General features: G+C 62.3%; 21 protein-coding genes and 1 pseudogene. 14 read left to right on the top strand and 8 right to left on the bottom strand.

The window, feature by feature from the left end; genetic code table 11:
• Positions 1-41: 41 nt before the first annotated feature.
• The gene (locus ASD99_RS10885) at positions 42-605 is read right to left on the bottom strand and encodes a hypothetical protein (RefSeq protein WP_244497691.1); all 564 of its coding nucleotides are present in this window, start codon (positions 603-605) and stop codon (positions 42-44) included.
• 344 nt (positions 606-949) lie between these two features.
• Positions 950-1,354, bottom strand: a complete 405-nt coding sequence (locus ASD99_RS10880) for a GFA family protein (RefSeq protein ID WP_057143586.1) — start codon at positions 1,352-1,354, stop codon at positions 950-952.
• 502 nt (positions 1,355-1,856) lie between these two features.
• Here ASD99_RS10880 and ASD99_RS33245 point away from each other — a divergent pair.
• Positions 1,857-2,072, top strand: coding sequence for a hypothetical protein (locus ASD99_RS33245; protein ID WP_156388969.1), 216 nt, complete (start codon positions 1,857-1,859; stop codon positions 2,070-2,072).
• A pseudogene (locus ASD99_RS10875) lies at positions 2,069-2,373 on the top strand (hypothetical protein). The gene ASD99_RS33245 and the pseudogene ASD99_RS10875 overlap by 4 nt, the downstream one beginning before the upstream one ends.
• Before the next feature lie 27 nt (positions 2,374-2,400).
• Here the strand turns inward: ASD99_RS10875 and ASD99_RS10870 are convergent.
• Positions 2,401-2,706, bottom strand: a complete 306-nt coding sequence (locus tag ASD99_RS10870) for a helix-turn-helix transcriptional regulator (RefSeq protein ID WP_320410763.1) — start codon at positions 2,704-2,706, stop codon at positions 2,401-2,403.
• Between the two features lie 34 nt (positions 2,707-2,740).
• Positions 2,741-3,565 carry a Ku protein gene (locus ASD99_RS10865; protein WP_057143716.1) on the bottom strand — a complete coding sequence of 275 codons (825 nt, stop codon included), beginning with the start codon at positions 3,563-3,565 and terminating at the stop codon, positions 2,741-2,743.
• A 224-nt stretch (positions 3,566-3,789) separates the two neighbouring features.
• Here ASD99_RS10865 and ASD99_RS32050 point away from each other — a divergent pair, with 224 nt between their 5' ends.
• Positions 3,790-3,957 (top strand): hypothetical protein, encoded by a 168-nt coding sequence (locus tag ASD99_RS32050; RefSeq protein ID WP_162256688.1) that lies wholly within the window; start codon positions 3,790-3,792, stop codon positions 3,955-3,957.
• Between the two features lie 792 nt (positions 3,958-4,749).
• Here the strand turns inward: ASD99_RS32050 and ASD99_RS10860 are convergent.
• Complete coding sequence (locus tag ASD99_RS10860) at positions 4,750-5,040, bottom strand: hypothetical protein (RefSeq protein ID WP_156388968.1); 291 nt, start codon at positions 5,038-5,040, stop codon at positions 4,750-4,752.
• A 177-nt stretch (positions 5,041-5,217) separates the two neighbouring features.
• On the opposite strand from ASD99_RS10860, the gene ASD99_RS10855 reads away from it, so the two are divergent.
• The 3 genes from ASD99_RS10855 to ASD99_RS10845 are packed head-to-tail and all read left to right on the top strand — an operon-like array spanning position 5,218 to position 10,680.
• Positions 5,218-5,982, top strand: a complete 765-nt coding sequence (locus ASD99_RS10855; protein ID WP_057143582.1) for an ImuA family protein — start codon at positions 5,218-5,220, stop codon at positions 5,980-5,982.
• Positions 5,894-7,417, top strand: coding sequence for a DUF6504 family protein (locus tag ASD99_RS10850; protein ID WP_057143580.1), 1,524 nt, complete (start codon positions 5,894-5,896; stop codon positions 7,415-7,417). The genes ASD99_RS10855 and ASD99_RS10850 overlap by 89 nt, the downstream gene beginning before the upstream one ends.
• Positions 7,414-10,680: an error-prone DNA polymerase gene (locus ASD99_RS10845; RefSeq protein WP_057143579.1), complete on the top strand. Its 3,267-nt coding sequence runs from the start codon at positions 7,414-7,416 to the stop codon at positions 10,678-10,680. The genes ASD99_RS10850 and ASD99_RS10845 overlap by 4 nt, the downstream gene beginning before the upstream one ends.
• A 212-nt stretch (positions 10,681-10,892) precedes the next feature.
• Here the strand turns inward: ASD99_RS10845 and ASD99_RS10840 are convergent, their stop codons facing one another.
• The 3 genes from ASD99_RS10840 to ASD99_RS10830 form a co-directional block, all read right to left on the bottom strand.
• Positions 10,893-11,474: an HD domain-containing protein gene (locus tag ASD99_RS10840; RefSeq protein ID WP_162256687.1), complete on the bottom strand. Its 582-nt coding sequence runs from the start codon at positions 11,472-11,474 to the stop codon at positions 10,893-10,895.
• Positions 11,475-11,583: 109 nt separating this feature from the next.
• Positions 11,584-12,177, bottom strand: a complete 594-nt coding sequence (locus ASD99_RS10835) for an SOS response-associated peptidase (RefSeq protein ID WP_057143576.1) — start codon at positions 12,175-12,177, stop codon at positions 11,584-11,586.
• A gap of 82 nt (positions 12,178-12,259) precedes the next feature.
• Positions 12,260-12,985, bottom strand: a complete 726-nt coding sequence (locus ASD99_RS10830; RefSeq protein ID WP_156388967.1) for a hypothetical protein — start codon at positions 12,983-12,985, stop codon at positions 12,260-12,262.
• 315 nt (positions 12,986-13,300) lie between these two features.
• Between ASD99_RS10830 and ASD99_RS10825 the strand changes: the two genes are divergently transcribed.
• The 8 genes from ASD99_RS10825 to ASD99_RS10795 all read left to right on the top strand — a co-directional run bounded on the left by ASD99_RS10825 (position 13,301) and on the right by ASD99_RS10795 (position 25,345).
• Positions 13,301-14,254 (top strand): ArdC family protein, encoded by a 954-nt coding sequence (locus ASD99_RS10825; protein ID WP_057143572.1) that lies wholly within the window; start codon positions 13,301-13,303, stop codon positions 14,252-14,254.
• Positions 14,255-14,397: 143 nt separating this feature from the next.
• Positions 14,398-16,521 (top strand): ParB/RepB/Spo0J family partition protein, encoded by a 2,124-nt coding sequence (locus tag ASD99_RS10820; protein WP_057143715.1) that lies wholly within the window; start codon positions 14,398-14,400, stop codon positions 16,519-16,521.
• Between the two features lie 165 nt (positions 16,522-16,686).
• Positions 16,687-20,979 (top strand): strawberry notch family protein, encoded by a 4,293-nt coding sequence (locus ASD99_RS10815; RefSeq protein ID WP_082583226.1) that lies wholly within the window; start codon positions 16,687-16,689, stop codon positions 20,977-20,979.
• Positions 20,979-22,040: a toprim domain-containing protein gene (locus ASD99_RS10810; RefSeq protein WP_057143713.1), complete on the top strand. Its 1,062-nt coding sequence runs from the start codon at positions 20,979-20,981 to the stop codon at positions 22,038-22,040. The genes ASD99_RS10815 and ASD99_RS10810 overlap by 1 nt, the downstream gene beginning before the upstream one ends.
• Positions 22,041-22,396: 356 nt before the next feature.
• A complete protein-coding gene (locus tag ASD99_RS10805) occupies positions 22,397-23,326 on the top strand; it encodes a DUF2493 domain-containing protein (RefSeq protein WP_057143570.1) in 930 nt (309 codons plus the stop codon).
• Between the two features lie 331 nt (positions 23,327-23,657).
• Positions 23,658-23,825: a hypothetical protein gene (locus ASD99_RS34065; protein WP_164482285.1), complete on the top strand. Its 168-nt coding sequence runs from the start codon at positions 23,658-23,660 to the stop codon at positions 23,823-23,825.
• Between the two features lie 135 nt (positions 23,826-23,960).
• A complete protein-coding gene (locus tag ASD99_RS10800; RefSeq protein ID WP_057143569.1) occupies positions 23,961-24,401 on the top strand; it encodes a hypothetical protein in 441 nt (146 codons plus the stop codon).
• Between the two features lie 617 nt (positions 24,402-25,018).
• Positions 25,019-25,345: a DUF736 domain-containing protein gene (locus ASD99_RS10795; protein WP_057143567.1), complete on the top strand. Its 327-nt coding sequence runs from the start codon at positions 25,019-25,021 to the stop codon at positions 25,343-25,345.
• Positions 25,346-25,494: the final 149 nt, after the last annotated feature.

Here is a 25,494-nt window from a genome sequence, read left to right as displayed (position 1 = left end):
GCGCCAATGAGCGTTACTGTTTGCGTAATTGCGGGCCTGACCTAAGCAGCATCGACGCGCTGGAGATCAGAGACGCTGACCACGCCGTGCTGGCTGACGAAGGTCAGGGTCGTGTCCGTGCTCTGGCTCTGTGAAACACCAGATATGCGATGATCTCCGGTATCGTAGATTATCGTATTTCCATGATCGTCGATGACCAGACGGCGCTTCTCGTTAAACGCCGCGTAGCGCATATGGTTCTGGGAGCCAGCGGCAGACGGGCTTCCAAACTCGTCAGGCCACCACGAGCCGGCCGTTGCCAAACCAGCCGAGCGATAGCTCACATTCGTATCGTCGTTGCGCCCCTCCGCTGGATGATCGCGGAGGTAGGCGGACAGCTCGCCCGCGATAGCGTTGAGCTTCGCCTTGAGGCTGCCGTTGAACATGTCGCCGACCATCGTCATGCCGGAAGACCATTGCGACATGCCGCCGAAGTCGACATGGCTGAACTGGGCCATGGTCCCCCCGCCACGCCGCAAAGCGTCTAGAACAGCGGTGACAGCGCCTTCGGAGATGCCATGCTCGCGCGCAAGACGGGCGGTCAGTTCGGTGTCGTTCTGGGTCATCATGATGTCCTGAGAAATCGATGGAACAGCGTACGGCTGCGCATGCAAGCTTTGTCGGGCCGTTAGTCTGCGCAGCACGGAAGTAACGAGCGTCGAGAGGCGCGGTTCCAGTACCCGGCAGAACGGCAACACATTCGACAGTCACCCCCACCCAGCAATCGTGTAGTCCGCCGCGAAATATCGCGGAACATCCGTCAATGTCATTTGACGGAAACGCTTATTTGTCATGAACATTTGCACCCGGTCGCACTTTTGGGGGGCAGACCAAGGGAGGCTGCCATGACAAGACGCATCGATCGCGAGAAGATCGAGAGAGCGGACCGAGAGCAGATGTGTCCGGCGGCTCAAGCCGAGTCGGGCGTTTCGGCCTCTCGATCATGTTGGAATTGCTCTGCCCATTGCAGATCCATCAGCCAAGGCTCGCGCCGGCCGATCCAGAGTTCATAGCCTGGAATGATGTCGCTCGGGGCGAGGTCCAGAGCGCCCAGCATGATCTCCGCCTCGTCGTCCCGCAATGAGGCGATGCGCGATCCGCAATCGGGGCAAAAGCTTCGGCCATTGAAAGCCCGTAGGTCGCCAGTGCCCTGATAATCCGACCGCGCCCAAACGCCGAAGAAGTTGAACGCGCTGCCGCTTGAGCGGCGGCAATCCTGGCAATGGCAAAGGCCAACACGAAGCGGAGCGCCTGTGACCGAGAAGCGAACCGCACCACAGAGGCACCCACCCCTGCGAATATAATCTTCGCTCATGTCAGAGCTCGCTTTGGAGGATCACGGTTCTCGTCGGGGTTGGGGACGGGCAATTCGTCCGGCAAGAGGTCAGGGTCAGGCTCGCGCACATCTGGGGTCCAGCTTGGTGCATCCACCGGCGGTTCTTCGTGGGGCTCTGGTTTGGGCGGCATAACTATTCTCCCGGTCTGTTAGTTGGGCGCGGTGTCTTGCCGGCCACCGGACGTGCGTCGCCTTGTCTGGCCGGGAAGGGGTCCGCCAAAGGGATATTACCTGTGGGCGGAGCGCCTGCCGTCGTAGGGCTGGCTGACGCTTGGCGGGCGTCCTTGCCGCCGGGGCTTTTACGCTGGATTTCGACACCAGCCGTCTCCGGTTCCCAGGCAATTGCAGCGTTGAGGTTTTTGATTTTGGCCATGCCGTCATCTCCTTTGCTGGCCAACGACCGGCCGCCAGGAATGTTCCATGCAGCGCGGAACCCGCAGGGTGCAGGCCTGTTATCGATGATCACACAGGAGCAATGAAAATGTCTGACAATGAAAACCATCGTGAAACCGGCGCGACGAAATATCCCGCCAAGACGGGTGCCGAACCATCGGATGCGTTCTCCCAGGACGCAGCTGGAAACAAGAAGCCCAAGGGCGGAGTTGGATTGACGCGTCCCGTGGACGAAGTCGATGACAAGACGCATCAATCGGACGGACAGAACCCATCAGGACAGGTAAAGAGTGCTCGGCCATGAACGTCGCCAATCTTCAGCTCGAAGGTCTGATGATAGCAGTCGCGTCGATCAACAATTTGCTGGTCCACAAAGGCCTGCTTTCAATAGACGACATCGATATTGCGCTGCGAAAGGCCGAGGCCAATGTGACGGGCGACGAGCGGACTTATGAAGATATGTCGCCGGCCAATCGCGACGCCATCTGCTTCCCGATCCGGCTTCTGCAGATCGCAAACAATGCCCAAGGCGAATCCGACATTCCACCGTTCTCGGAAAAAAGATGGTTGGACAAACGAAAGAGCCGTATAACGATCAGCGGTAACCACGATGGCTCGATTTCGGTGACGGCTTACATCTCGCTGTTCTGAATAATTCCCGCTTCGCCATCTTGGATAGGCCTGCGCGATACCGTTGTGTTCTTGAGCCGAACGCCAGGGCCGCCATGGATCGTCTCGCCATCACTTAGAAAGGCAACCCCCGCCAGTTCGAGCGCCGATCGCATCGCGACAATCATGCCGGCGGCCGGAATGCGCTTCCCTTTCTCGAAGTCCCGAACCGTCCCCTCGCTGACCTGCGCTTTGGCGCTAAGCCTGGCTTGTGACCAATCCAGCAGAGCACGCGCCGCCCGGCATTGCTCGACAGTCAATTGGGTCACAAACTTCTCCTCGATCGACACGGTGCTCGTTGGCCTACGCGCTCTTGCGCTTCGGCTCGCTCTTTTTGGGTGTCGCTAGCCCCTCCTGCTTGAGGCTCTTCTTAAGCACCTCAGCCAGGTTGATAACGTTCTCTTTCGGCTTAGGAGCCGCCTTCGGTGGCGCCTTGCCCTTGCGCTTCGCGTCAATCATGGCAATCAGCGCATCTTCGTAGGTGTCCTCGAATTTCGAGGGATCGAAAGTGGTCACCTTCTTGTCGATGAGCATGCCGGCGATTTCCAGCAACTCGGGATCGTACTTCGCCTTGGTCAAGCCCTCAAAAACACTGTCCTCGGCGACCATCTCGTTGTGGTTTCGCAGCTCGGTCATCACCATGCCCTTGCCATAGGGTTGGATCACAACTTCCCGGCCGCGCTGATAGAGCACGATGCACGACCGTGCTGCGACGCCCTTGTTCTTCATCGCGTCGCGGATCACACCGTAGGCTTCGACGGCCGCGCCGTCGGCGGGAATGAGGTAGTAGGGCTTCTCGAGATAGCGGGTGTCGATCTCGCTGATCGCGACAAACTCGCCTACTTCGAGCGTGTGATCCGAGGTGAGCTTAAGCGCCTTGATATCCGCGGGCTCGATCTGAAGGAATTCATCCTTCTCGACCTCGAACCCCTTGACCTGGTCTTCTGCGTCGACGGTCTTTCCTGTCTTCTCGTCGGCATAGACGCTTTTGACAGGAAGACCGTCCTTGCGGTTCAAAATTTTGAAGTGGATCTTGGATGCCTCGCTGGTGGCGCCGACAATCTTCACCCCGCAAGTCACCGATCCAACCTTCAAAAAGCCCTTCCAGACAGCACGTGGCGCAGCCATGTCGTTCATCCTGTTTCCGGTCAGTGCAAACGAGTTTTCTTTCAAATCGTTCCCTCCGCCGCGGGTTCGGCGGAGTCGACTGGATCCAGCAAGAAGCTTGAAAGCCAAGATGGCGGGATCGACCGTGTCGCGGCGCCAGCGATCGTCAACAGCGGTTCGGCAACCGGCTTCGACGGCTCCAAGGTACTGACACGACGAAGAGCGGAATCCATGCCTTCGCCAGGGTGCTATCTGGCAATCTGACAGATAAGGGAATCCGCGTGAACGACGTTGCTCCGGTCCAATGTCGCCACCGCTCAACCCGCCGGAAAAGCAGGCCGCGGACGTCTCGAAATTTGGCGCGAAGGCCGATGAAACGGCCCGCGCAGCCGGAAGAAATTGCACCCGCCTAAGTGTTTCTGGCATCGCTGCAATCTCCAGTCGCCTCGCGCAGGCGTCGCCACATCACGGAAGCTGGCCGAAGATTTTGACTAGCAGGGCACGGCCGACCATACGGTGGCGCCGGCGAATGCTGACGCCCTTGTCGCCCAATGGCAGGGCGTTCACCGCGTTGGGGGCAAGCCCTGCTCGAAAAGAGACCGTCGATGGACAAACGCGGCAGGTCTGGAGCGACGTCGATGGCAACGAGGTGATCGAGAAATACACCATTGCCGGCGTGGGCCATCCAAGGCGACTTCACTCATTGGCCGATGCTTCATGCGGACCGCCGCAGACGGGGACAGTCGGTCCCGCGTCCCGTCCTGCGGCCGGCGCTATGCTGACGCTCCTACGGCTGTCCCGTTCACCGCCCGCGGCGGGGGCGAATTTCCTCCGTCCCGCGCGCGACAATTGTCCGCTGTTGCGGACGCGCGCAGAACTGCGGCTTATACGCCGTCTTTCCTTAGAGGGCCGACCGAGGGTTTACATCGAGAAGGGGTCTTCGACCCGTCCAGCGGCCCGCAGAACCGCGACCTTTGAGTCTACATCGAATCTCTGAACTTCGTTTCCACGACCTAGTAACGCAGCCGGCGCCTCAAGCGATAGAACGCCGGGGAGCTCTGCAAGTCACGCGCGGCGTGCGTCATGAACAGGACAACGAACAAAATCAGCAAGGTAAAAGCGATTCCGGTGATAATGGGCATTGGACACTCTCTGGAAATCGAACTCGGTGTGACGGTTGGTTCAAAGTTGGAAGGCCAGCGCAGTCAGCCCGACCGCATAACACCGGGCTCCTCTGTCGGCTGATCGCTGATTGGCTGCTGCTGGGAGCTGTCGAGCACCACGTCTGAAAAGTTGACTGTGGCGACCAGATAGCCGGCTTCGTCGTAGACCCTTGTGACCGATCCGGATTGGTCGAGACCGGTGGGAGCACCCGCAACAAGCGCCGCGTGGGCCTTTTCGATTGCTCGCGGGCTAGCCAAATCGGGACTCGCCAACTCTTCCTCGAATGTTGTGGTCTGGTCGAACTCTGTGGTCTCAAAGCGGAACTTCGGCATGAACATCTCCTGTCACCAAGCAATGTCCGTGCACAAATTGGGTTCCCGAGAACGACGTACGGGGAAGCTCGAAGACCGATATCCGATCCTTCCCGCCGACCTCACGTCCCATTGACTCTTTGTCAGGAAGAGAACAAATGAGGAACATGCCATCAGCATTTCGCGTTCAGAGGACAGATGAGTGCATCGACGCCGACTGCTGCCATTTCCGATCTCCGAGATCGCATTGCGCGTCTCGAAGGAGGAAGCACGCGCGAACGAGCGGTGCTTCCCTTCGGTGTCGCTTCCATTGACAGCCATCTGCCTGGGGGCGGGGTGGCGCTTGGCGCTCTTCATGAGGTGGCCGGTGGCGGCAATGGTGCAATCGATGGCGCTGCTGCATCGCTTTTTGCTGCAGGCATTGCGGCCAGGACGCAAGGCAAGGTGCTGTGGTGTGTGACGCGCCAGGATCTGTTTGCGCCGGCAATCGCACAGGTCGGACTTCACCCTGATCGGGTGATCTATGTCGAGGCCGGTGACGACAAATCCCTGCTCGCCTGCTTCGAGGAAGGCCTGCGGCACGTCGGACTAGGGGCTGTGGTCGCCGAGGTTGCCCGTCTGTCGATGACGGCTTCGCGACGCCTGCAACTCGCATCGGAAGGCTCTGGTGCAATGGGCATCGCTATCCGCCGCTGGCGCCGCCAGACCGAAGCAGCCGATTTCGGGCAACCGACGGCGTCTGTCACCCGCTGGCGGGTTTCTGCCCTGCCATCGCGTCCGCTCCCCGTGCCGGGCGTTGGCCGGGCACGATGGCAACTTGAATTGATCAGATCCCGTGGAGGGGAAACGCTCGATATCGAAGTGGAGGCTTGTGATGCCAAGGGTCGTCTCGCTCTTCCTTCCAAGCTGGTCGACCGACCGGCTCAGAAGGAAATTGGGCGACGTCTCGCCGCCATCGGATAAGCCGTTGGTGACAGTGGGGCGGCACGGCAATCGTCGCCTGGTGACCGCGGTCGATCGCGCCGCATTGGAAGCCGGCTTGCGCGTCGGAATGCCTGCAACGAAGGCGCAGGCACTGGTCCAGGGGCTGGCGGTCATGGATGCCGAACCCGATGCCGACGCGGAGGCATTGGAGCGGCTGGCGCTATGGGCATTGCGGCGGTACGCGCCGATCGTCGCGACAGATCCTTCGGACGGATTGGTCATGGACACCACGGGCGCCGATCATCTTCACGGCGGCGAGAAGTTGATGCTGATCGATATGGTCAAGCGTCTCAGCCAGGCCGGCATCTTGGCGCGGGCAGCAGTTGCGGACAGCTGGGGTGCCGCACACGCCGTTGCGCGATACGTCAGGCAGACCGTCAGCGTGGTTGCCGTGAACGCTACCTATGATGCAATCCTTTCGCTCCCTATCCCGGCGCTGCGCTTGCCCGATGCAATGGTCAACGGTCTGCGTGTCTTGGGCTTCGACAGGGTAGGCGAGCTTTTGAAGCAGCCGCGCGCGCCGCTGACCCTGCGCTTCGGACCGGAACTGGGTCGCCGCCTTGACCAGGCGACGGGGCGCCTTGCCGAACCGATAGAGCCGGTCCGGCCGGCTGATGTGATCGAGGTCAAGCGTGCCTTTGGCGAACCCATCGGTGCGGCCGAGACAATCGCGCGCTATGTCGGCAAGCTTGTTCAAGCGCTTTGTCTCGAGCTGGAGGCCAAGGGCCTCGGCGCGCGGCGGCTTGACCTGCTGCTCTACCGCGTCGACAACCGCGTCGAGGCCATTCGCGTCGGCACGGCCTTGCCGGTTCGCGATGTAAAGCGACTGACGCGCTTGTTGTGCGACAAGATCGAAACGGTCGATCCGGGCTTCGGCATCGAATTGATGCGCCTGTCGGCGCCGCTGGCTGAACCGCTGACGCCCAGACAGACCATTTCATCGCTCATCGAGCAACAGGACGCCGACATCTCAGATCTGATCGACATACTCGGCAATCGTGTCGGCGAGGAAAAGCTCTACAGGTTTGCCCCGGTCGCCAGCGACGTGCCCGAACGGTCTGTTCGGCGCGTGGCACCCGCGTCGGTTGAAACCGGCGACGCTTGGCCTGACCATTGGCCGCGTCCGGCGCGTTTGTTTGCCGTGCCGGAGTTGATCGAGGCGATAGCGCTGTTGCCCGATCATCCGCCGGCCAGCTTTACCTGGAGAGGCATCCGGCGGCGGGTCACGCGCGCCGATGGCCCCGAGCGGGTTTTTGGCGAGTGGTGGAAGCGTGACGCCGAGCTTGCCGCCGTGCGCGACTATTTCCAGGTCGAGGACGACGCCGGCGAACGGTTCTGGATCTATCGCGCCGGCGACGGCGAGGATGTCGCGACCGGCTCGCATCGCTGGTTCTTGCACGGCATCTTCGGATGACCGCGTCCTACATCGAACTGCAATGCACCTCGCATTTTTCGTTCCTGCGCGGCGCCAGTTCCTGCGAGGAATTGTTTGCGCAAGCAGCATCTATGGACATGCCGGCGCTCGCCATCTGCGATCGCAACAGCCTGGCCGGAATCGTGCGGGCGCATGAGGCAGCAAAGGCGACCCGCGTCAGGCTGATCGTCGGCTGCCGGCTGGATCTGGCGGAAGGGGCCTCCATCCTGGTCCACCCGACCGATCGCGCGGCCTACTCCCGACTTTGCCGCTTGCTGTCGCTGGGCAAGAAGCGCGGCGGCAAGGCGAAATGCGTGCTGCACTGGGCCGATGTTGTTGCTTATGGCGAGGGCCTCGTTGCGGTGCTTGTTCCCGGCCAGGCCGATGACACATGCTCACTTTGGCTGCGGCGGTTGCATGAAGCTTTTGGCGATCGGGCCTACATGGCGCTGACGCTGCGCCGCCGTCCCAATGACGCGTTGCGGCTGCACGATCTGGCCACCCTTGCCAGGCAGGCCGGTGTGCCAACGGTCGTCACCAACGATGTCCTCTTCCACGAACCGTCACGGCGCATCCTGCAGGACGTCGTCACCTGTATCCGGCACAATGTCACCATCGACGATGCCGGGTTTCGGCGCGAGCGGCACGCCGACCGCTACCTGAAACCACCGGATGAGATGGCACGCTTGTTCGGCCGCTATCCCGAAGCGATGGCTCGAACCGTTGAAATCGCCGAGCGCTGCCGGTTCTCATTGGACGAGCTTGCCTATCAATATCCCGAGGAGCGGATGCTGCCCGGCCTGACGCCGCAGCAGGCGCTGGAGAAACTCACATGGGAAGGCGCCACGGAGCGCTTTCCCGAGGGCGTGCCGGACAAGGTTGTCGGCACGCTCAAACATGAATTGCAGCTTATCGAGAAGCTGCAATACGCGCCGTATTTTCTGACAGTCAATTCGATCGTCCGCTTTGCCCGCAGCCAGGACATTCTGTGCCAGGGCAGGGGGTCGGCGGCCAACAGCGCCGTCTGCTATGTGCTTGCCATCACCTCGATCGATCCCGACCGAAACGATCTTCTGTTCGAACGCTTCGTTTCCGAGGAGCGGCGTGAGCCGCCTGATATCGATGTCGATTTCGAACATGAGCGACGAGAAATCGTCATGCAGTGGGTGTTCGACACTTACGGCCGTGAGCATGCCGCGCTCTGCTCCACTGTCATCCGCTACCGCTCCAAGGGCGCCATGCGCGACGTCGGCAAGGCGCTCGGCCTGCCCGAAGACCTGATCAAGATGCTGTCGTCGCAGGTGTGGGGCTGGTCGGAGGACGGCGTCCAGCCCCAACACGCCGAGGAGTTGAACCTTAATCTCGGCGACCGCCGTCTGCGCCTGGCGCTGGATCTGGCCCGGCAATTGATCGGCGCGCCGCGTCATCTATCGCAGCATCCTGGTGGCTTCGTGCTGACCCGGGACCGGCTCGACGATCTGGTGCCGATCGAGCCGGCCGCGATGAAGGATCGTCAGGTCATTGAATGGGACAAGGATGACATCGACGCGCTGAAGTTCATGAAGGTCGACGTGCTGGCGTTGGGCATGCTGTCTTGCATGAAGCGCGGCTTCGATCTCCTGTCGCAACACAAGGGCATCACTCTCGATCTCGCAACGATCCCGGCCGAGGATCCGCGCACCTATGCGATGATCCGCAAGGCCGACACTCTCGGCACCTTCCAGATCGAATCTCGCGCGCAGATGTCGATGCTGCCGCGCATCAAGCCTCGCACCTTCTATGACCTGGTCATCGAGGTCGCGATCGTTCGCCCGGGGCCGATCCAGGGTGACATGGTGCACCCCTATCTGCGTCGGCGCGAAGGCAAGGAGGACGTCGTCTATCCCAAGCCCGAGCTCGAAAAGGTGCTCGGAAAAACTCTGGGCGTGCCGCTGTTCCAGGAGCAAGCGATGCGGGTGGCAATCGAATGCGCCGGCTTCACCCCGGGCGAGGCCGATCAGCTGCGCCGCGCCATGGCGACCTTCAAGCATACCGGCGGCGTCTCCAGCTTCGGCGCCAAGCTAATCGGCGGTATGGTCAAGAACGGCTACGAGCACGAGTTCGCCGAAAAGACCTTCAAACAGCTTGAGGGCTTCGGTAGCTATGGCTTTCCCGAAAGCCATGCGGCGAGCTTCGCGCTGATCGCCTACGCTTCCTCCTGGCTGAAATGCCATCACCCCGATGTCTTCTGCGCAGCCCTTCTCAACGCTCAGCCGATGGGTTTTTACGCGCCGGCGCAGATCGTTCGTGACGCCCGCGACCATGGGGTTGAGGTGCGCCCGGTCTGTGTGAATGCCTCACGCTGGGATTGCACGCTCGAGCCCACTGAGGACGAGGATCGGTTTGCCGTTCGCCTTGGCCTGCGCATGGTTCGTGGCCTGGCCAATGCTGACGCGGCCACAATCGTCACCACACGCGCTGACCGGCCGTTCACTTCGGTCGATGATTTATGGCGCCGAGCCGGCGTTCCCGCTGCCTCTCTGGTTGAACTTGCGCAGGCCGATGGGTTTCAACCGTCATTGTTGCTAGCCAGGCGTGAAGCCCTATGGGCGATCAAGGGACTACGCGACGAACCGCTGCCGCTGTTTGCCGCCGCGTCTTCACGCGAGCAGCGGACGGTGGCCGAGCTCCAGGAGCCCGGCGTCACATTGCGTGCCATGACCGCCGGTGGCGAGGTCGTTGAAGACTATGGCCATGTGGGGCTTACACTTCGCGATCATCCTGTGTCCTTCCTGCGTGCAGATCTGCAACGCAGGCGCATCGTCTCGTGCCGGCAGGCCATGCAGGCGCGTGACGGACAATGGCTGGAGGCGGCTGGCCTCGTATTGGTCCGCCAGCGGCCAGGCTCAGCCAAGGGCGTCATGTTCATCACCATCGAGGACGAGACCGGGACCGCCAATCTGGTCGTTTGGGTGAAGGTCTTCGAAAAATATCGCAGGGTAGTCCTTGGTGCCGGCATGATTGGCGTCTATGGGCGCATTCAGCGAGAAGGCGAGGTGGTCCATCTCGTCGCGCATCGGCTCACCGATCTGTCAGTCGATCTCGCCAGCGTCGGTGATCGGAATGCCGCTTTCCCGTTGCCGCATGGCCGTGGCGACGAGTTCCATCACGGCAGCCCGACGCCTGATCCGCGCGGACTGCCGAAGGGGCCGAGGCCGCGAAACATCATCGACCCCTATCTGCACATCGACCAGATCAAGGTGAAGACACGGGATTTCAAATAGGCTGGGGTTTCAGCTTTGCCGACGAGGATGCGCACGCTGGCCAACGCCGCTCTGCCTGCCGAAAGGCGGCTGACGGGAAGAAGCGAGGTTGTCCTAGCGATGCAAGGTCGGCCGATAGATAAGCTCTTGGATACGGCCGTCGAGCGTGCGCTGTTCGACACCCGGAGCTCCTCTCTTGGTGTGAACTTGCGATAATGCGGGTTCAGCTAGCGCTATCGTGAAACGCTTTGGCCGAAAACTTTGTCGAGGCGCTCCTGAAGCCGCGTTGCCGACTTGTCGAAGCGCGCTTCCAGCGTGGGAGCGGCGCCACGGCAAACATCGACGACGCGGCGCGACCATTTCAGATATCTGGCTCCGCTCTTTGCCCTGAAACGGGCATCGGGACCGTTTAGAACCTCCTCGATGTTGGACGTCCGATCCGCCAGCTTGAGCCTTTTAGTTCGAAGGCCGGCCGTGGCGGTATGGTCAACCTGTCGCTGGCGGCGGGCTTTTCCTTTGAGCCCCGATGGATCGCTTACATCGGCGACGAGATCAGCCACTGCCTCGCCGAAATGCTCACGGAGGGCGCTCTCATCGGTATCTGTGTATTCTAGCGTATCGTGCAGCCACGCAGCGGCCACCAGAACTGGATCCAGCGGCTCGATGCTTGCGCACATCGCTGCCACCTCGGAAAGATGGACGATGTAAGGATCTTTCATGTCTTCCCGCATCTGGTCCTTGTGAGCATATGAGGCAAAAAGTGCCGCTTCCGCCATCTGCCTCACATCACGTGGAGTGATTTCACGAGCGCTCATGCAACAGTTCCCATCACCCGCAATAACCAGCGAATCTCTTCCAGCATGTTCCGACCTCATCAAATCGACCATTACATCTCTTGGCTCGAGGAGTGCCGGCGCACCAGGGTCAGTCGCTCCCTTGCCGTACGGTTTCGACCGCCAACGACCCAGCTGGCAAGGCCTTCAAGAGTTCTGCCTCGGGTTTTGTGAGATGTATCCATGGTGCCCAGTCCTCCGGGCGCAGCACCACTATCTGGCGATTGTGGATGGGCGCTACATCAGGCCCGGGTTCCGTGGTGAGCATGGCGAATGTGGGCGGCTTGTTGCCTTCGCCTTCGCGCCATAGTCCGGCAATCGCCATGAACGGGGTGCCGTTGAGGGTGAAGCGATGCTTCGCCTTCGGAGACTTCTTTCCGGTGAACTCGAAAAACGCCGATGCCGGGATGAGGCAGCGCTTGCTGTTGGCGAAACTCCGTCCGTCCGAGCGGAAGTTGAAGACAGGCCCGCCCTTTGGCCCGGACGGCGGAAAGGAAAAGGTCATGCGCGTAAGCTCGATCGCGTCGCCAGCCGCGCGCATGATCGGGGCGGGGTCACTGATGCGGATATCATCCGACAGCGGCAAATCAAGTTCCGTCTGATGAGCGGGAATATCGAGCGCCAGCGATTGCATCATCCGGCAATATTCGGCCCAGACGACATGCTGCTCGTAGTCATTGCACATGGCTGCCCCATACGTTCGGTCTATTGCAGAGTATGCAAAATAGCGCGGCTTGGCCTCGGCGCCAGCACGCTGTGATTTTCTGCTATGCTCCGAAATCCTGGGCGACACGCTCGAGCACTTTGCGCGGTTTGTTGGCGATGACATCGCCGTGGCTAACAATGATGCGCTCCAGGTCGGGATCTTTTGACCACTTGCGAAAAGCCGCTCCCAGCGTCTTTCCGTCCTGGACAAAAAACCATCTGGCAGCGCGCGGAGTGCTCGGCCGGTCGACCCCAAAGCCAAGAACGCGCGCCATAATGTGGGCGCCAATTCCATGGGGATGGCGCACATTGGCGAGGATGTCGTTGACGACAAGGGTGGTGTGGCCGTCACGTCGCACGAATAGCGCCGCCTCCTTCTCCCCTAAACCCGGGACCGTCTCCATCCGAACGGAAGGATCATCAAAGATATCGGCAGTCGAATCGACCTTGACGACTTTCTCCACAGCCTCCCGCGCCCCCGGCGGGCAGACAATTTTCGCCTGGGGATAGCGAAGCTTCCAAGGCTTGATGTCGAGCCGATGGCCAGCGCCCGGCACGATGAGAAAGGCTGGATCGCCGAGCGCTTCGATTTCCCGCATTTCCGACTCTGCAAGAGGTATGCAGCTCCAGATCGCCGTGCGGTCTCCCGTCAGGCCGATCACTGTCATTCGCCGCGGAAAATGACCGAGCGGCATCTGAATCTCACCGCTGACTGTCAAGAGACCGGTAGCAACCGTTTCCAAGCGGCCATGCGGCTCAACTTGCCATGTTTCGTGAACCTTAGGCATGCAAACACCCACGCTTGGTTTGCATCGATAATTGCCGCGTGTGAATTTCGTTCCGCATGGAGCAGCTGATCGAGCGTGGGTCCTACCGGGCGTCCCCTTTTGGACTGGGCCGCCGGCAAAGCTGAAGCCCCGCCTGCGACGGATCTTCCCCCATCTGGGCTTCCATCCCTGACGCGCCCGCTGTCATGCCGGCGCCTCTTCCTGCCGCCGATTGGCATCGAGACGGATCGATGAGAGTGAGAGTGCAGACCGGGCTTGCCGTGACGGGTTGAAGGTCGGGAGAGAGGCTCCTGGCGCCCGTCGCGGAGAACCGCGATGTTCAGAAACACTCGCGCCCGTGCCGGCAATGACCGCACGGGCCTCTATCAGGAAATCACCGACAAGATCATCGCCGAGCTGGAAGCCGGTCGCATCCCCTGGGTGCAACCTTGGGGGACGGCGGCGGCAAAGGCGCCGCTCGCCATGCCGCAGAATGCGTCAACGCACCGGCGCTATTCAGGGATCAACGTCCTGATCCTGTGGGGCGCGGTCATCGGGCACGGATTCACAGGGCAGAGTTGGCTCACATTCCGTCAGGCTCTCGCCCTCGGCGGTAACGTGAGGAGGGGAGAGCGTGGCACGAGCGTCGTTTACGCCGACCGCTTCGTGCCCGAAGATGAGCGCAAGCGAGCCCGGGAGAGCGGGGACCAGGCACAGGCAATTCCATTCCTCAAACGCTTCACAGTCTTCAACGCCGATCAATGCGAGAACCTGCCGCAGGACATTGCCGCCGTCGCACCACCACCTCCGCCCGGCATGATCGAACCACAAGCAGAGGCACTGATCCGGTCCACTGGCGCGGATTTTCGGATAGGAGGCAATCGCGCATTCTACTGCCCTGCGAGCGACTTCGTGCAGGTCCCCCCGCCAGCCGCCTATTTCGAACCGATCAACTGGCACCGCACCGCCTTCCACGAGTTGGGGCATTGGTCGGGTCATCCCTCCCGGCTCGGCCGTGACATAGCCGAATCCTTCGGCTCCAAATCCTATGCGCGGGAGGAACTGGTGGCGGAAATGGCCGGCGCCTTCATCTGTGCCTCGCTCTCTATCCTGCCAAGGGTGCGCCATGCGGACTATATCGGTTCATGGCTGGAGGTCCTGCGCGAGGACAATCGCGCCATTGTCCGCGCTGCCAGCGCGGCGTCGAAAGCCGCCGAGTTCATCCTTGGCTTACAACCTGGCGTCGATCAAGCGGCCGCGGCTGCAGCGAACGAACGGGAGGCGGCGTGATGAGGCCAAGCCGACCCGGAGCCGGGAGTGCGCTTCCGCGGCTATCCGCTTCGGTCGTCGAAAGAGTGAGAGGGGTGGCGGAATTTCATGACGGGTTTTCGGTCGAGAGAGAGTCTCTCGGCGCCCGTCGCGGAGAAAACACCATGGCTACAGCCGTCCAAAAGATCACCTTGTCCTCCTCACGCGACATTCCGTTCAACAAGCTGGTGCTCGCCCAGTCCAACGTCCGGCGCATCAAGGCCGGCGTCTCAATCGAGGACCTGGCAGCCTCGATCGCCCGCCGGGGCCTGATCCAGAGCCTCCATGTTCGTCCGGTGCTCGATGCAGGCAGCGAGGAGACCGGCATGTTCGAGGTGCCGGCCGGCGGACGCCGCTACCGTGCCCTCGAAATGCTCGTGAAACAGAAGCGGCTTGCCAAGACCGCACCCGTTCCTTGTGTCTTGGGCAGCAGCGCTGTCATGGCGGAGGAAATTTCGCTGGCTGAGAACATCGATCGCGCCCCACTTCATCCGCTGGATGCATATCGAGCGTTCAAGGACATGTTCGACAAAGGCATGTCGGAGGAGGAGATTGCGGCCGCCTTCTTCATCTCCGTCACCATCGTCAAGCAGCGCCTCAAGCTCACCGCCGTGTCGCCGGCGCTGCTCGATGTCTATGCCGACGACGGCATGACGATCACCCAGCTCGAAGCGTTCTCGGTCACCAGCGATCACGCGCGACAGGAGCAAGTGTGGGAGGCGATCAAAAACAGCTGGTCGAAGGAGCCATACCAGATCCGCCGCATGTTGACCGAGAACAGCGTCCGCGCCTCCGACAAACGGGCCGTGTTCACAGGTCTCGATGCCTATGAAGCGGCAGGCGGTCAGGTGCTGCGTGATCTCTTCCAGTCCGATGATGGCGGATGGCTCGAAGACGCGCCGCTGCTCGACCGTCTTGTGACCGAAAAGCTCCAGGTCATGGCTAACGAAATCGCCAATGAGGGTTGGAAGTGGATCGAAGTCGCGGTGAGCTTTCCCTATGGCGCGGCGAACGGCTTGCGTGAACTCGAGGGCACGCCCGTCGACTTGACCGATGAGGAGCAGGCAACGCTCGCCGCGCTGCGTGGCGAGGTCGACAAGCTGCAGGCGGAATACGAAGAGGCAGACGAGTTGCCCGATGAGATCGACCAGCGGTTTGGCGAGCTTGAAACCGCCATTCGGGCGCTAGAGGCGCGCCCCGTCCGCTTCGATCCGGTCGAAATTGCACGAGCCGGCGTCTTTCTCAGCGTCGATGCGGATGGATCGCTTCTCGTCGAACGTGGCTATGTGAGGCCGGAGGACGAGTCCCCCGTTGCGACTGACGAGGAGAACGATTTCGGGACGGAGGGGACCGGCGATCCGGCGAAGGCAGGGTCGATACATCGCGCAGTCATCACCATCGGTGGCAGGCCGATCGAACAGGAGGATGAGGAGGAGGACAGCATCAAGCCATTGCCGGATCGCCTGGTCATGGAGCTGACCGCCGAGCGCACGCTGGCGCTGCGCGACAAGCTGGCAAATGATCCGGCGGCCGCCTTCCTCGCCGTGCTCCACAAGTTCGTGCGGGACGTGTTTTCCCGGTACCGCTCACAGGGTGTCGCGATGGAGGTCTCCGTCCGCGGCACGGTCTTCCCTGCCCAAGCTCCCGGGCTTCGTGACACACCTTACGCGCAAGCGATCGAAGCCCGTCATGCGAGCTGGGAGACCCGCCTGCCGGAAGACGTCAGCAACCTTTGGGGTGCACTTGCGTCGCTCGGGGACGACGAGCGAGCCGCGTTGTTTGCCCATTGTGCCTCCTTCGGTGTGAACGCCCTCTATGAAAGGGCCGATCGCTACGGCAACGGCGCCATCTCGGCGCATGGCGTCCGGCAGCGTCTCACTGATGCCGATCATTTGGCCCGCGTGGTCGGCCTCGACATGGTCGATGCCGGCTGGCGGCCGACGGTCGGCAACTATCTCGGACGCGTCACCAAGGCGCGAATTGTCGAGGCCGTTCGTGAGGGTGACGGCGAACGCGCAGCCCAGCTTATCGAACACCTGAAGAAGGACGACATGGCCAAGGAGGCGGAGCGGCTGCTCGCCGGCAGCGGCTGGCTGCCTGAACCGCTGCGGCTTGCCGGCCTCGATGCCGAGCCGGTCGAGCAAAACGCGGACGACACAGACGAAACTTTGCCGGACTTCCTGGCAGGTGACGACGAGGATGGATCGGCCGGCGACGGGAACGAACAGCATCTCGACGCCGCCGAATAGTCACGGCCTTTCCCTGGCCAACCGGCTGCCCGGCACTCGCAAGAGCGCCGGGCATTTTTGTGTTCGCCGGTCAGAGTGAAAGTCCGGCCGAGACGGGTTTGAGCCCGTCCGGTCAGAGAGAGCGCCGGCGGGCTTTCTCGTGGCGCTCTCCCAGGGCCTTGACCAATGAACGTTTCGTTTTCGACACCCATCAACGACCCAGCCACGGCCATCCTCGCGGCAGGCGGACTTCTCCTTCTCCATCTCGAACGGGGTCAATGCATCGACACGGCCGTTCTGCGTACGGCGATGGAAGCCTCGTTCGGCGCATCCGACGCGAGCGGGGCATGGGACTGGAAGACTGCCTATGATGCATGCGAGGCGGCAACCGTCCTCTTCCTGCGCAAATATGGAAAATCACTTCTGCGCAAAGCCGGATCTTCGGCTCACGCCTTGCCGCGCTTTGGCAGGATCGCCGGCCTTCTGCCGACGCATACGCGCCGCTCCGAGGAGAGTCAGGCCTTCCAGCAGTTCTCGACGCCGATCGCGCTTGGCCTCGCGGCCGTCACCGCGGCCGCCATTACGCCTGCGGATCGGGTCCTGGAGCCTTCCGCTGGCACCGGCCTTCTCGCCATTCTCGCCGAGATCGCCGGCGGCTCGCTCGTCCTCAACGAACTTGCCGAGTCCCGCGCCAGCCTGCTGTCCAGCCTCTTCCCGGCACTCTCGGTGACCCGGTTCGACGCTGCCCAGATCGATGACCACCTGGACCCGACGATTATACCGACTGTGGTGCTGATGAATCCGCCATTTTCCGTGCTCGCCAATGTGCGGGGTCGGGCTTCTGATGCAGCCAGCCGCCACATTGCTTCGGCCCTCGCACGGCTTGCCGAGGGTGGCCGGCTGGTCACGATCAGCGGCGCGAACTTTGGACCGCAGGCGCCCGCCTGGCGCGATGCCTTCATCCGCCTGCAGAGACATGGTCGCGTCGTCTTCACCGCGGCCATCGAGGGCTCGGTCTATGCCAGGCATGGCACGACGATCGAGACGCGCATGACGGTCATCGACAAGCTGCCGGCCGACGATCCATCTTTCTTTCCGGAATCTCCCGGTCTTGCTCCGGACGCCGCAATGCTGCTCGGTTGGATAGAAGAGCATCTTCCCGCAAGGTTGCCGGTCGCCGAGACCATCAAGGTCCTTCCAGCTGGTTCGGTTCCACGCTCCGTGCGCGGCTATCCCGGCCGCTCTGTCGCTTGTCCTGCTCGCCACGAGCTTTCCGGGCCGGCCGGTGTTGAACTCTCGTATGAGACGATCGACTGGGCACCCGGTGAGCAGGCGCGGCTGACCGACGCGATCTATGAGCAATACGGATTGCAGACGATCCGCATTCCAGGCTCCCAGGCGCATCCCACCAAGCTTGTCCAATCCACCGCCATGGCCTCGGTCGCGCCGCCAAAGCCGAGCTATCGGCCAACGCTTCCCGGCGATATCCTGTCGTCACTCTCCGATGCCCAGCTCGAAACGCTGATCCTGGCCGGTGAAGCCCATTCGGGCTTTCTCGCCGGTTCATGGTTGGTCGACGACGGTACCTTCGATATCGTCAAAGCCGCGCCGCAGGATGCGGAAGGGGCGGTGCGCTTCCGGCAGGGGTTTTTTATCGGGGACGGCACCGGCGTCGGCAAAGGCCGGGAGTCCGCCAGTATCGTCCTCGACAATTGGCTGCAGGGCCGCCGCAGGGCCGTTTGGATATCCAAGTCGGACAAGCTGCTTGAAGATGCTCAGCGCGACTGGTCGGCGCTTGGAATGGAGCGTCTGCTGGTCACTCCACTGTCGCGCTTCCCGCAGGGCCGTTCCATCGCTCTGGCGGAAGGCGTCCTGTTTACAACCTATGCCACGCTGCGTTCCGAAGACCGCGGCGAGAAGGTTTCGCGGGTCAAGCAGATCGTAGAATGGTTGGGCTCCGATTTCGATGGAGTGCTCATTTTCGACGAGGCGCACGCAATGCAGAACGCCGGCGGCGGCAAGGGGGAGCGCGGCGATGTTGCCCCCTCGCAGCAGGGCCGCGCCGGCCTGCGCCTGCAGCATGCTCTGCCGAACGCCCGGGTCGTCTACGTCTCCGCAACCGGAGCGACCACCGTCGACAACCTGGCCTACGCCCAGAGGCTCGGCCTGTGGGGCGGTGAAGACTTCCCGTTCTCGACCCGGGCGGAGTTCGTCGAGGCAATAGAGGCAGGCGGCGTGGCGGCGATGGAGGTACTTGCCCGGGACCTGCGGGCGCTGGGCCTTTACACCGCTCGTTCGCTCTCCTTCGACGGTGTCGAGTATGAGCTCATCGAGCACGAACTGACATCCGAGCAGCGGCGCATCTACGACGCCTACGCTGCCGCCTTCGCCGTCATTCACAACAATCTCGACGCAGCCATGCAGGCCGCCAACATCACAGGCGACAGCGGCACACTGAACCGCCAGGCCAAGTCGGCCGCCCGCTCGGCCTTCGAGAGCGCCAAGCAGCGTTTCTTTGGCCATCTGCTGACATCGATGAAGACGCCGACGCTGATCCGCTCGATCGAGCAGGATATCGAAGCCGGCCATTCGGCAGTCATCCAGATCGTCTCCACTGGCGAGGCGCTCATGGAGCGGAGGCTGGCCGAAATCCCGGCGCAGGAATGGAACGATATCCGCGTCGACATAACGCCACGCGAATATGTGCTCGACTATCTCGCTCATTCCTTCCCGGTCCAGCTCTATGAGCCCTTCACGGATTCAGGGGGCAACCTGTCATCCAGGCCGGTCTATCGTGACGGGCAGCCCGTCGAGAGCCGCGAAGCGGTCGGCCGCCGGACGGCGTTGATCGAAAAGCTCGCCAGTCTGCCGCCGGTACCCGGCGCGCTTGACCAGATTGTGCAGCGCTTCGGCACGGACACAGTGGCTGAGGTGACGGGCCGGTCGCGGCGCATCGTCCGAAAGGGCGACAGACTAATGGTTGAGAGCCGCGCGGCCTCGGCTAATCTCGCCGAGACGCAGGCTTTCATGGATGATGTGAAACGCGTTCTAGTCTTTAGCGATGCCGGCGGGACGGGACGCAGTTACCACGCCGAAATCTCGGCGCGAAACACGCGGCTGCGCGTCCACTATCTGCTGGAGCCCGGTTGGAAGGCCGACACCGCCATCCAGGGTCTCGGCCGCACACACCGGACCAATCAGGTGCAGCCGCCGCTGTTTCGGCCGATCGCGACCAATGTGAAGGCGGAGAAGCGTTTCCTCTCTACCATCGCTCGGCGCCTCGACACCCTGGGCGCGATCACGCGCGGTCAGCGCCAAACCGGCGGGCATGGCCTGTTTCGGCCAGACGACAATCTGGAATCGCACTATGCGCGCGCGGCCTTGCGCCAGCTCTATCTGCTGGTCGCCCGCGGCAAGGTCGAAGGCTGCTCGTTGCAGCGGTTCGAGGAGATGACCGGCCTGAAGCTGATGGACGATAGCGGCATCAAGGATGAGCTGCCGCCGATCACCACATTCCTCAATCGCCTGCTCGCACTCACCATCGACTTGCAGGACATTCTGTTCGCGGTCTTCGAGCAGTTGCTTACCGCAAAGGTGGAAGGCGCCATCGCGGCTGGCGTCTATGATATCGGACTGGAAACGATGCGGGCCGAGAGCTTCGTCATCACCGAGCGGCGTACGATCTACACCCATCCGGGCACCGGCGCCGAAACGGAGCTCCTCACCATCGCGCAGCGCCAGCGCAATCGACCCATGTCAGCGGAGGAGGCTGTCGCCCATCTCGACGAGCAACATGCCTTTCTCCTCATCAACGAACGCTCAGGGCGCGCCGCCGTGCAACTGCCGGCACCCTCGTTCATGCTCGATGACGGCGAGATCGAGCGACGGGTTCGCCTGATCCGTCCGATGGAGCAACATCATGCCTCACTGCGCGTGATGGAGGACAGCCACTGGGACAACGCGGATCGCGACGCTTTCGAGGCGGCGTGGAGCGCCGAGGTTGCCGGCGTCCCCGCGTTCTCCGATTCGACCATCCACATCGTCGCGGGCTTGCTGCTGCCGGTCTGGAAACGGCTGCCCAATGAATCAAGCCGCGTCTATCGCCTTCAGACCGATGACGGCCAGCGCATTATCGGCCGCAGGGTTTCGGCCGCCTGGGTCGCTGGCGCACTCGCAATCGGTGTCAGCACGTTGAGCGCGGAGGATGCGTTCAACGCACTGATGGAGGGTCGCACGACGCTCGACCTCGCTGAAGGCCTTCATCTGCGACGTGTCCGCGTCATGGGCGCCAATCGCATCGAGCTTTCGGGCTTCACCGGTACCATGCGCGAGCGGCTCTCGGCGGACGGGCTGTTCCACGAGATCATATCCTGGAAATTGCGCATGTTCGTCCCCACCGATGCACATGGATCATCGGTCCTTGCCAAGGTCCTTCAGCGCTATCCCGTGCAGCGCGTTGGTGAAAGGGAGGCCGCATGATGTTTCCTCACAATGCTTCCGAACTGGCATGGCGCCTTGCCCAACAGGCCGAAGCGGCATGCCGGCGCTATCTTTCCAATGGTCACCGCGAGGGCAGGTATTGGCTGGTTGGCGATGTTCGCAATTCGCCTGGGCGGTCAATGTTCGTCCGCCTTGAGGGTCCAGACTCCGGTAAAGGCCAGGCAGGCAAGTGGACGGACGCCGCAACCGGTGAGCACGGCGATCTGCTCGACGTCATCAGAGAGTTTCTTGGCGCGGCAAGCTTCAAGGACGTCGCCGATGAGGCGCGCAGCTTTTTGTCCATCCCTCGGCCAACTCCCGACAAGACGGAACGCAAACGACAATCGGCTCCGGTTCGTTTCGGTTCTGTCGAAGCGGCCCGGCGGCTGGTCTCCATCTCGCAGCCGATCCCTGGCACGCCCGTCGAGACATATTTGCGTGCACGCGGCATAACGGCCTTGCACGAAACCGGAAGCCTTCGCTTTCATCCGCGCTGCTACTACCGTCCCAACGAGCCCGGGCCGACCGAGACCTGGCCGGCAATGATCGCGGCAGTCACCGACATCAAAGGCAAGCTCACCGGCGCACACCGCACATGGCTCGATCCGGGCGGCTTCAGCGAAGCCCATCTCGGCCGGGCTCCGATCGACACACCCCGGCGAGCCATGGGCGAACTGCTCGGGCACGCGGTCCGCTTCGGCGTCGGCTGCGACGTGATGGCGGCCGGTGAAGGTATCGAGACCATGTTGTCGCAACGTTCGGCGCTTCCCTCCATGCCGGTCATTGCAGCCCTGTCGGCTGCACATCTGTCGGCCATCCTGTTTCCCGACACGCTTCGCCGGCTCTACATCGCTCGCGACAATGATCGGGCAGGGGATGGAGCAATGGCGACCCTCATCGAACGCGCCAATTCGGCCGGGATCGAGGCGATGGTGCTGACGCCCCGGCTCGGCGATTTCAACGAGGATCTGCGTATGCTCGGTCTGGACGCGGTCAGAGCGTCCTTGCGGGTTCAGATCGCGCCACAGGATGTCATGCGTTTCATGCTCCTCGCTGCCTGACCGGAAGGAGGGTGGTGACGGCGGCGAGCCGCTGTCATGTCGTGCGCATGTCGCGTTTCTCCGCTGGGGATCGGGCCGGCCCACGGCCTTCCAGAGGGCGATCGGGCAGCGGGCGGCCCGGACCGGCAATGGCTGCGCCCGGCTATTTTCCGGCAGCCCTATCCACCCCGCGCGGCGGGCCGCGCGGGGACCCCGGCTCGGGCCTTTCCATCGCGAACCAAAATAGCCGTGCTCGCCATCCTGCACTGCCGTTGCGGCCCTGCGCTGGCGCTGCGGGTGCAGGTCCGGACCGCCCGCCGCCTTCGTCGCCATGAAGGCCGCGATGGGCGCGGTCGATCCACCGAAGGAAGCCGACAATGGTTAGCCGGCAAGACACCGAGTTAGAACCGCAACCAGCATCGTCCCCCACCGAACACCTCCTGCAGGAGCTCCAGCTCTACGGGTACCGTCCCTTCGAGGATGAACCCGATCCGCGCCCGCTTCCAGAGGGCCAGGTCATCGCAGCCAGCATCTCCGACATCTTCGACGCCCTCGTGGTGGCGATGGCCGACACACGCCTCGAACCCGACCTTGAGGAGCTTCTCTGGGGCACGGTCAATCTATTCCATCGCGCGTGCAACCGGATCGAGCGCGAACTTGACGAAAACGAGGTGGCCCAGCAGCGCCTGCAGCGTGAACAGGATGGGTCCGAGGTCAAATCCGTTGAACTCGAACGGCTCATCGCCCAGGGGCAGACGCTGCTCGAACGCCGCAGTGCCTTCGAGCTTATGCGCGACCAGGCCGGCGAGCATTTCGAGCATCACTCGCATTCGATCTGGCGACCCCGTTCGGGCTCCGTCGTCAACCATCGCCATCTCACCGCGGCAATGATCGACAGTCGTGATTTCCTCGCCGCCAAGAAGTATGCCGATAGCCACGCGCTTCTGCCTGCCGGTCCAAAGGTCGCTTTCACTGGTGGGCTCGACTTCAATGACCATCGGCTGATCTGGGCCAAGCTTGACCAGGTCCATGCCAAGCATCCCGACATGGTCCTTCTCCACGGAGGGTCACCGAAGGGAGCCGAGTTGATCGCGGCCAAATGGGCTCACCATCGCAAGGTTCCGCAGGTTGGCTTCAAGCCTGACTGGACCCGGCACGCCAAGGCCGCTCCCTTCAGGCGCAACGATGCAATGCTAGATACAATGCCCATCGGCGTCATTCACTTTCCTGGCACCGGCATCCAGGACAACCTCGCTGACAAGGCACGCAAGCTCGGCATCCCGGTCATAAAATTCGGCGCCGCATGATGGGTCGACGAGGCCAACGTCACACGATGCCATGTTCGCCCCGGACGGATTCTGACCAGCCTTCTTGGCAGTTTGCGGCGAACGAAGGCAGGACGTTTAGCTAGAGGCTTCATCGGCTTCTGAAATTGCAAGCACGGCCCATCGCCGCGTTTATCGGCGCAATTCCTTGGTCCGGTCCCAGGACCTGATGCCATCAACCCATGAAGGGTCGGACTACGCAAAGCGTGCCGCCATTCCGGCTTCGCCTCCACGGTGATTGCGGCCCTCGGCCGGACACATCGGGCGCCTGTCACGCGGGGATGGTCCCCGCTTCCAAACCGGAGCCGGTAAGATGTCCCTCGCAGAAGCAAACGCCTTCGCCTTCAGCCTCGCCACCAGCATGATGGTCAGCATCGTGATTTTCCGGGCCGGTGACGGCACTCTCTCGGTCGTGCCGGTGAACGAGTATGACGGCGACGAGGCTGCCATCATCGGTGAAATCGACCCGTTCGCCCCATGACGGGGGCGAACATTGCCTTTGGCTAAGTAAGACCTTTGGCATTTTTGTCCGTGGTTTTTGTTGCTATGCTTTGCACTGCGCCGAGGTGGTGGTGGAAGGCACAATCGTCAGAGCTATTCTCTCGGAGACACCATCATGATCATTCTCGGCATTCTCCTTTGCATCGCGGGCATCGGCATCCTGTGCTGGTTGCTGTTCACGCTTGCTATCTTCGCCCTTCCGCTGTTCGCCGGGGTCACCGCAGGCACGTGGTCACTCAACGCGGGTGCCGGCTGGCTTGGCGCGATCCTGGTCGGCGTCCTGGCAGCCGGGTTGACACTCGGCGTCGGCCAAATCCTCCTCGGCGTTATCAGGTCCATGTGGGCGAAGATAGCGATCGCGCTGGTCTTCGTCGCGCCTGCGATCGTTGCCGGCTACCATGCCACTCATGGCATCGCGAAGCTCATGATGCCTTCGGAAACCTGGCAGATCGTCTTTTCCGCCATTGGCGCGATCGCCGTTGGCGTCACGGCGTTTCTCCGGATCGCGGGCATGGCCGCCGGCGACCAATCCGGTAGGGGCATGGTTCAAGCTTAAACCCGCGCGAGCGAAGCAGATGGACCAGAGCGATGAAGGCCTTAGCCTCCTCATCATCGGGGTTGGAGCGAACGGGTTACGTGCCAAGAATCGAGCAACGTGCACGTGCCGGCGCGACCTCGTTTGGTCTTGGACTTTGTTCGGTCGATGCTGCAAGGCAGGTCCGACCAGTCGGTGGCAGGAGGGCAGCGCGGCCGGTGGCTGCGGCGTTGGAGGTGCGTGGGCTTCGCGGCGCCTGGAATGCGTGGACGAAGCCAGTGAACTCGTAGCGATCTGCTGGAGGCGCGTTGGACGCCACCGTCTCCGTTGCCAATCCGTCCCAAGAGCGCTCCAAACGACCTCTTCAATGGGCTGATCTGGCCGAAGGACGGCTGAAGCCTCGACCGCCTAAGCCGCAACGGCGCGTCTCGACTTTCTTCCCCTGCCGGGCGCCCACCCCATGCCGCAAGTGCATGGGGACCCCGAGCGCCGCCATTCCTCGCGAGACAAGAAAGTCGTTCCTGCGCCGTCCTCCGCGTTGCTCCGGTCGCAGGCGATGCGTCGTCGGTCGCCTCCGGCCAAGTGATCGCCATCGAGGCCGCATGGTGCGGGCTCGGAACAGAAAACGGAGACTTACAATGGCTACCATCGGCACTTTCAAGAAGTCCGCCTCGAACGAGTTCACCGGCGAAATCGTCACCCTCAGCGTCCAGGCCAAGAACGTGCGCATCGTCCCAGACACACGCGCCACTGGCGAGAACGCTCCCAGCCACCGGGTGCTGGTCGGTCGCGCCGAGATCGGCGCCGCGTGGTCGAAGACCTCCAACGAGGGCCGCGACTACCTGGGCCTCAAGCTCGACGATCCGAGCTTCAACGCCCCGATCTACGCCAACCTCTTCGACGAGGAGGAAGGTGAGGGCTTCTCGCTCATCTGGTCCCGCCCGAACGCGCGGCGGGGCGATTAAGACCCCGCGCAGGCCCCGGCCGGAAGGCCGGGGCCTTCTTTCGCGGGCGGCCGGTCCGGTTCATCTCACTCAACCGAGGCGATGCCGAAACCGCATCGCCTGATGCCGATCAACCATCCTCCGTCGGCGCTATTGTTTCTATAAAATGC

It is taken from the genome of Mesorhizobium sp. Root695 (assembly GCF_001428185.1).
Taxonomy (GTDB): domain Bacteria; phylum Pseudomonadota; class Alphaproteobacteria; order Rhizobiales; family Rhizobiaceae; genus Mesorhizobium.
The sequence above is the reverse complement of the archived record's forward strand: the minus strand, read 5'-3'. Positions and strand labels throughout refer to the sequence as shown.

Bases quoted from the DNA above. Each gene is read 5' to 3' on its own strand.
- ASD99_RS10885 (WP_244497691.1), bottom strand. From the start codon at position 605: ATGACCCAGAACGACACCGAACTGACCGCCCGTCTTGCGCGCGAGCAT.
- ASD99_RS10880 (WP_057143586.1), bottom strand. From the start codon at position 1,354: ATGAGCGAAGATTATATTCGCAGGGGTGGGTGCCTCTGTGGTGCGGTT.
- ASD99_RS33245 (WP_156388969.1), top strand. From the start codon at position 1,857: ATGTCTGACAATGAAAACCATCGTGAAACCGGCGCGACGAAATATCCC.
- ASD99_RS10865 (WP_057143716.1), bottom strand. From the start codon at position 3,565: ATGGCTGCGCCACGTGCTGTCTGGAAGGGCTTTTTGAAGGTTGGATCG.
- ASD99_RS10860 (WP_156388968.1), bottom strand. From the start codon at position 5,040: ATGCCGAAGTTCCGCTTTGAGACCACAGAGTTCGACCAGACCACAACA.
- ASD99_RS10855 (WP_057143582.1), top strand. From the start codon at position 5,218: ATGAGTGCATCGACGCCGACTGCTGCCATTTCCGATCTCCGAGATCGC.
- ASD99_RS10850 (WP_057143580.1), top strand. From the start codon at position 5,894: ATGCCAAGGGTCGTCTCGCTCTTCCTTCCAAGCTGGTCGACCGACCGG.
- ASD99_RS10845 (WP_057143579.1), top strand. From the start codon at position 7,414: ATGACCGCGTCCTACATCGAACTGCAATGCACCTCGCATTTTTCGTTC.
- ASD99_RS10840 (WP_162256687.1), bottom strand. From the start codon at position 11,474: ATGAGCGCTCGTGAAATCACTCCACGTGATGTGAGGCAGATGGCGGAA.
- ASD99_RS10835 (WP_057143576.1), bottom strand. From the start codon at position 12,177: ATGTGCAATGACTACGAGCAGCATGTCGTCTGGGCCGAATATTGCCGG.
- ASD99_RS10830 (WP_156388967.1), bottom strand. From the start codon at position 12,985: ATGCCTAAGGTTCACGAAACATGGCAAGTTGAGCCGCATGGCCGCTTG.
- ASD99_RS10825 (WP_057143572.1), top strand. From the start codon at position 13,301: ATGTTCAGAAACACTCGCGCCCGTGCCGGCAATGACCGCACGGGCCTC.
- ASD99_RS10820 (WP_057143715.1), top strand. From the start codon at position 14,398: ATGGCTACAGCCGTCCAAAAGATCACCTTGTCCTCCTCACGCGACATT.
- ASD99_RS10815 (WP_082583226.1), top strand. From the start codon at position 16,687: ATGAACGTTTCGTTTTCGACACCCATCAACGACCCAGCCACGGCCATC.
- ASD99_RS10810 (WP_057143713.1), top strand. From the start codon at position 20,979: ATGTTTCCTCACAATGCTTCCGAACTGGCATGGCGCCTTGCCCAACAG.
- ASD99_RS10805 (WP_057143570.1), top strand. From the start codon at position 22,397: ATGGTTAGCCGGCAAGACACCGAGTTAGAACCGCAACCAGCATCGTCC.
- ASD99_RS34065 (WP_164482285.1), top strand. From the start codon at position 23,658: ATGTCCCTCGCAGAAGCAAACGCCTTCGCCTTCAGCCTCGCCACCAGC.
- ASD99_RS10800 (WP_057143569.1), top strand. From the start codon at position 23,961: ATGATCATTCTCGGCATTCTCCTTTGCATCGCGGGCATCGGCATCCTG.
- ASD99_RS10795 (WP_057143567.1), top strand. From the start codon at position 25,019: ATGGCTACCATCGGCACTTTCAAGAAGTCCGCCTCGAACGAGTTCACC.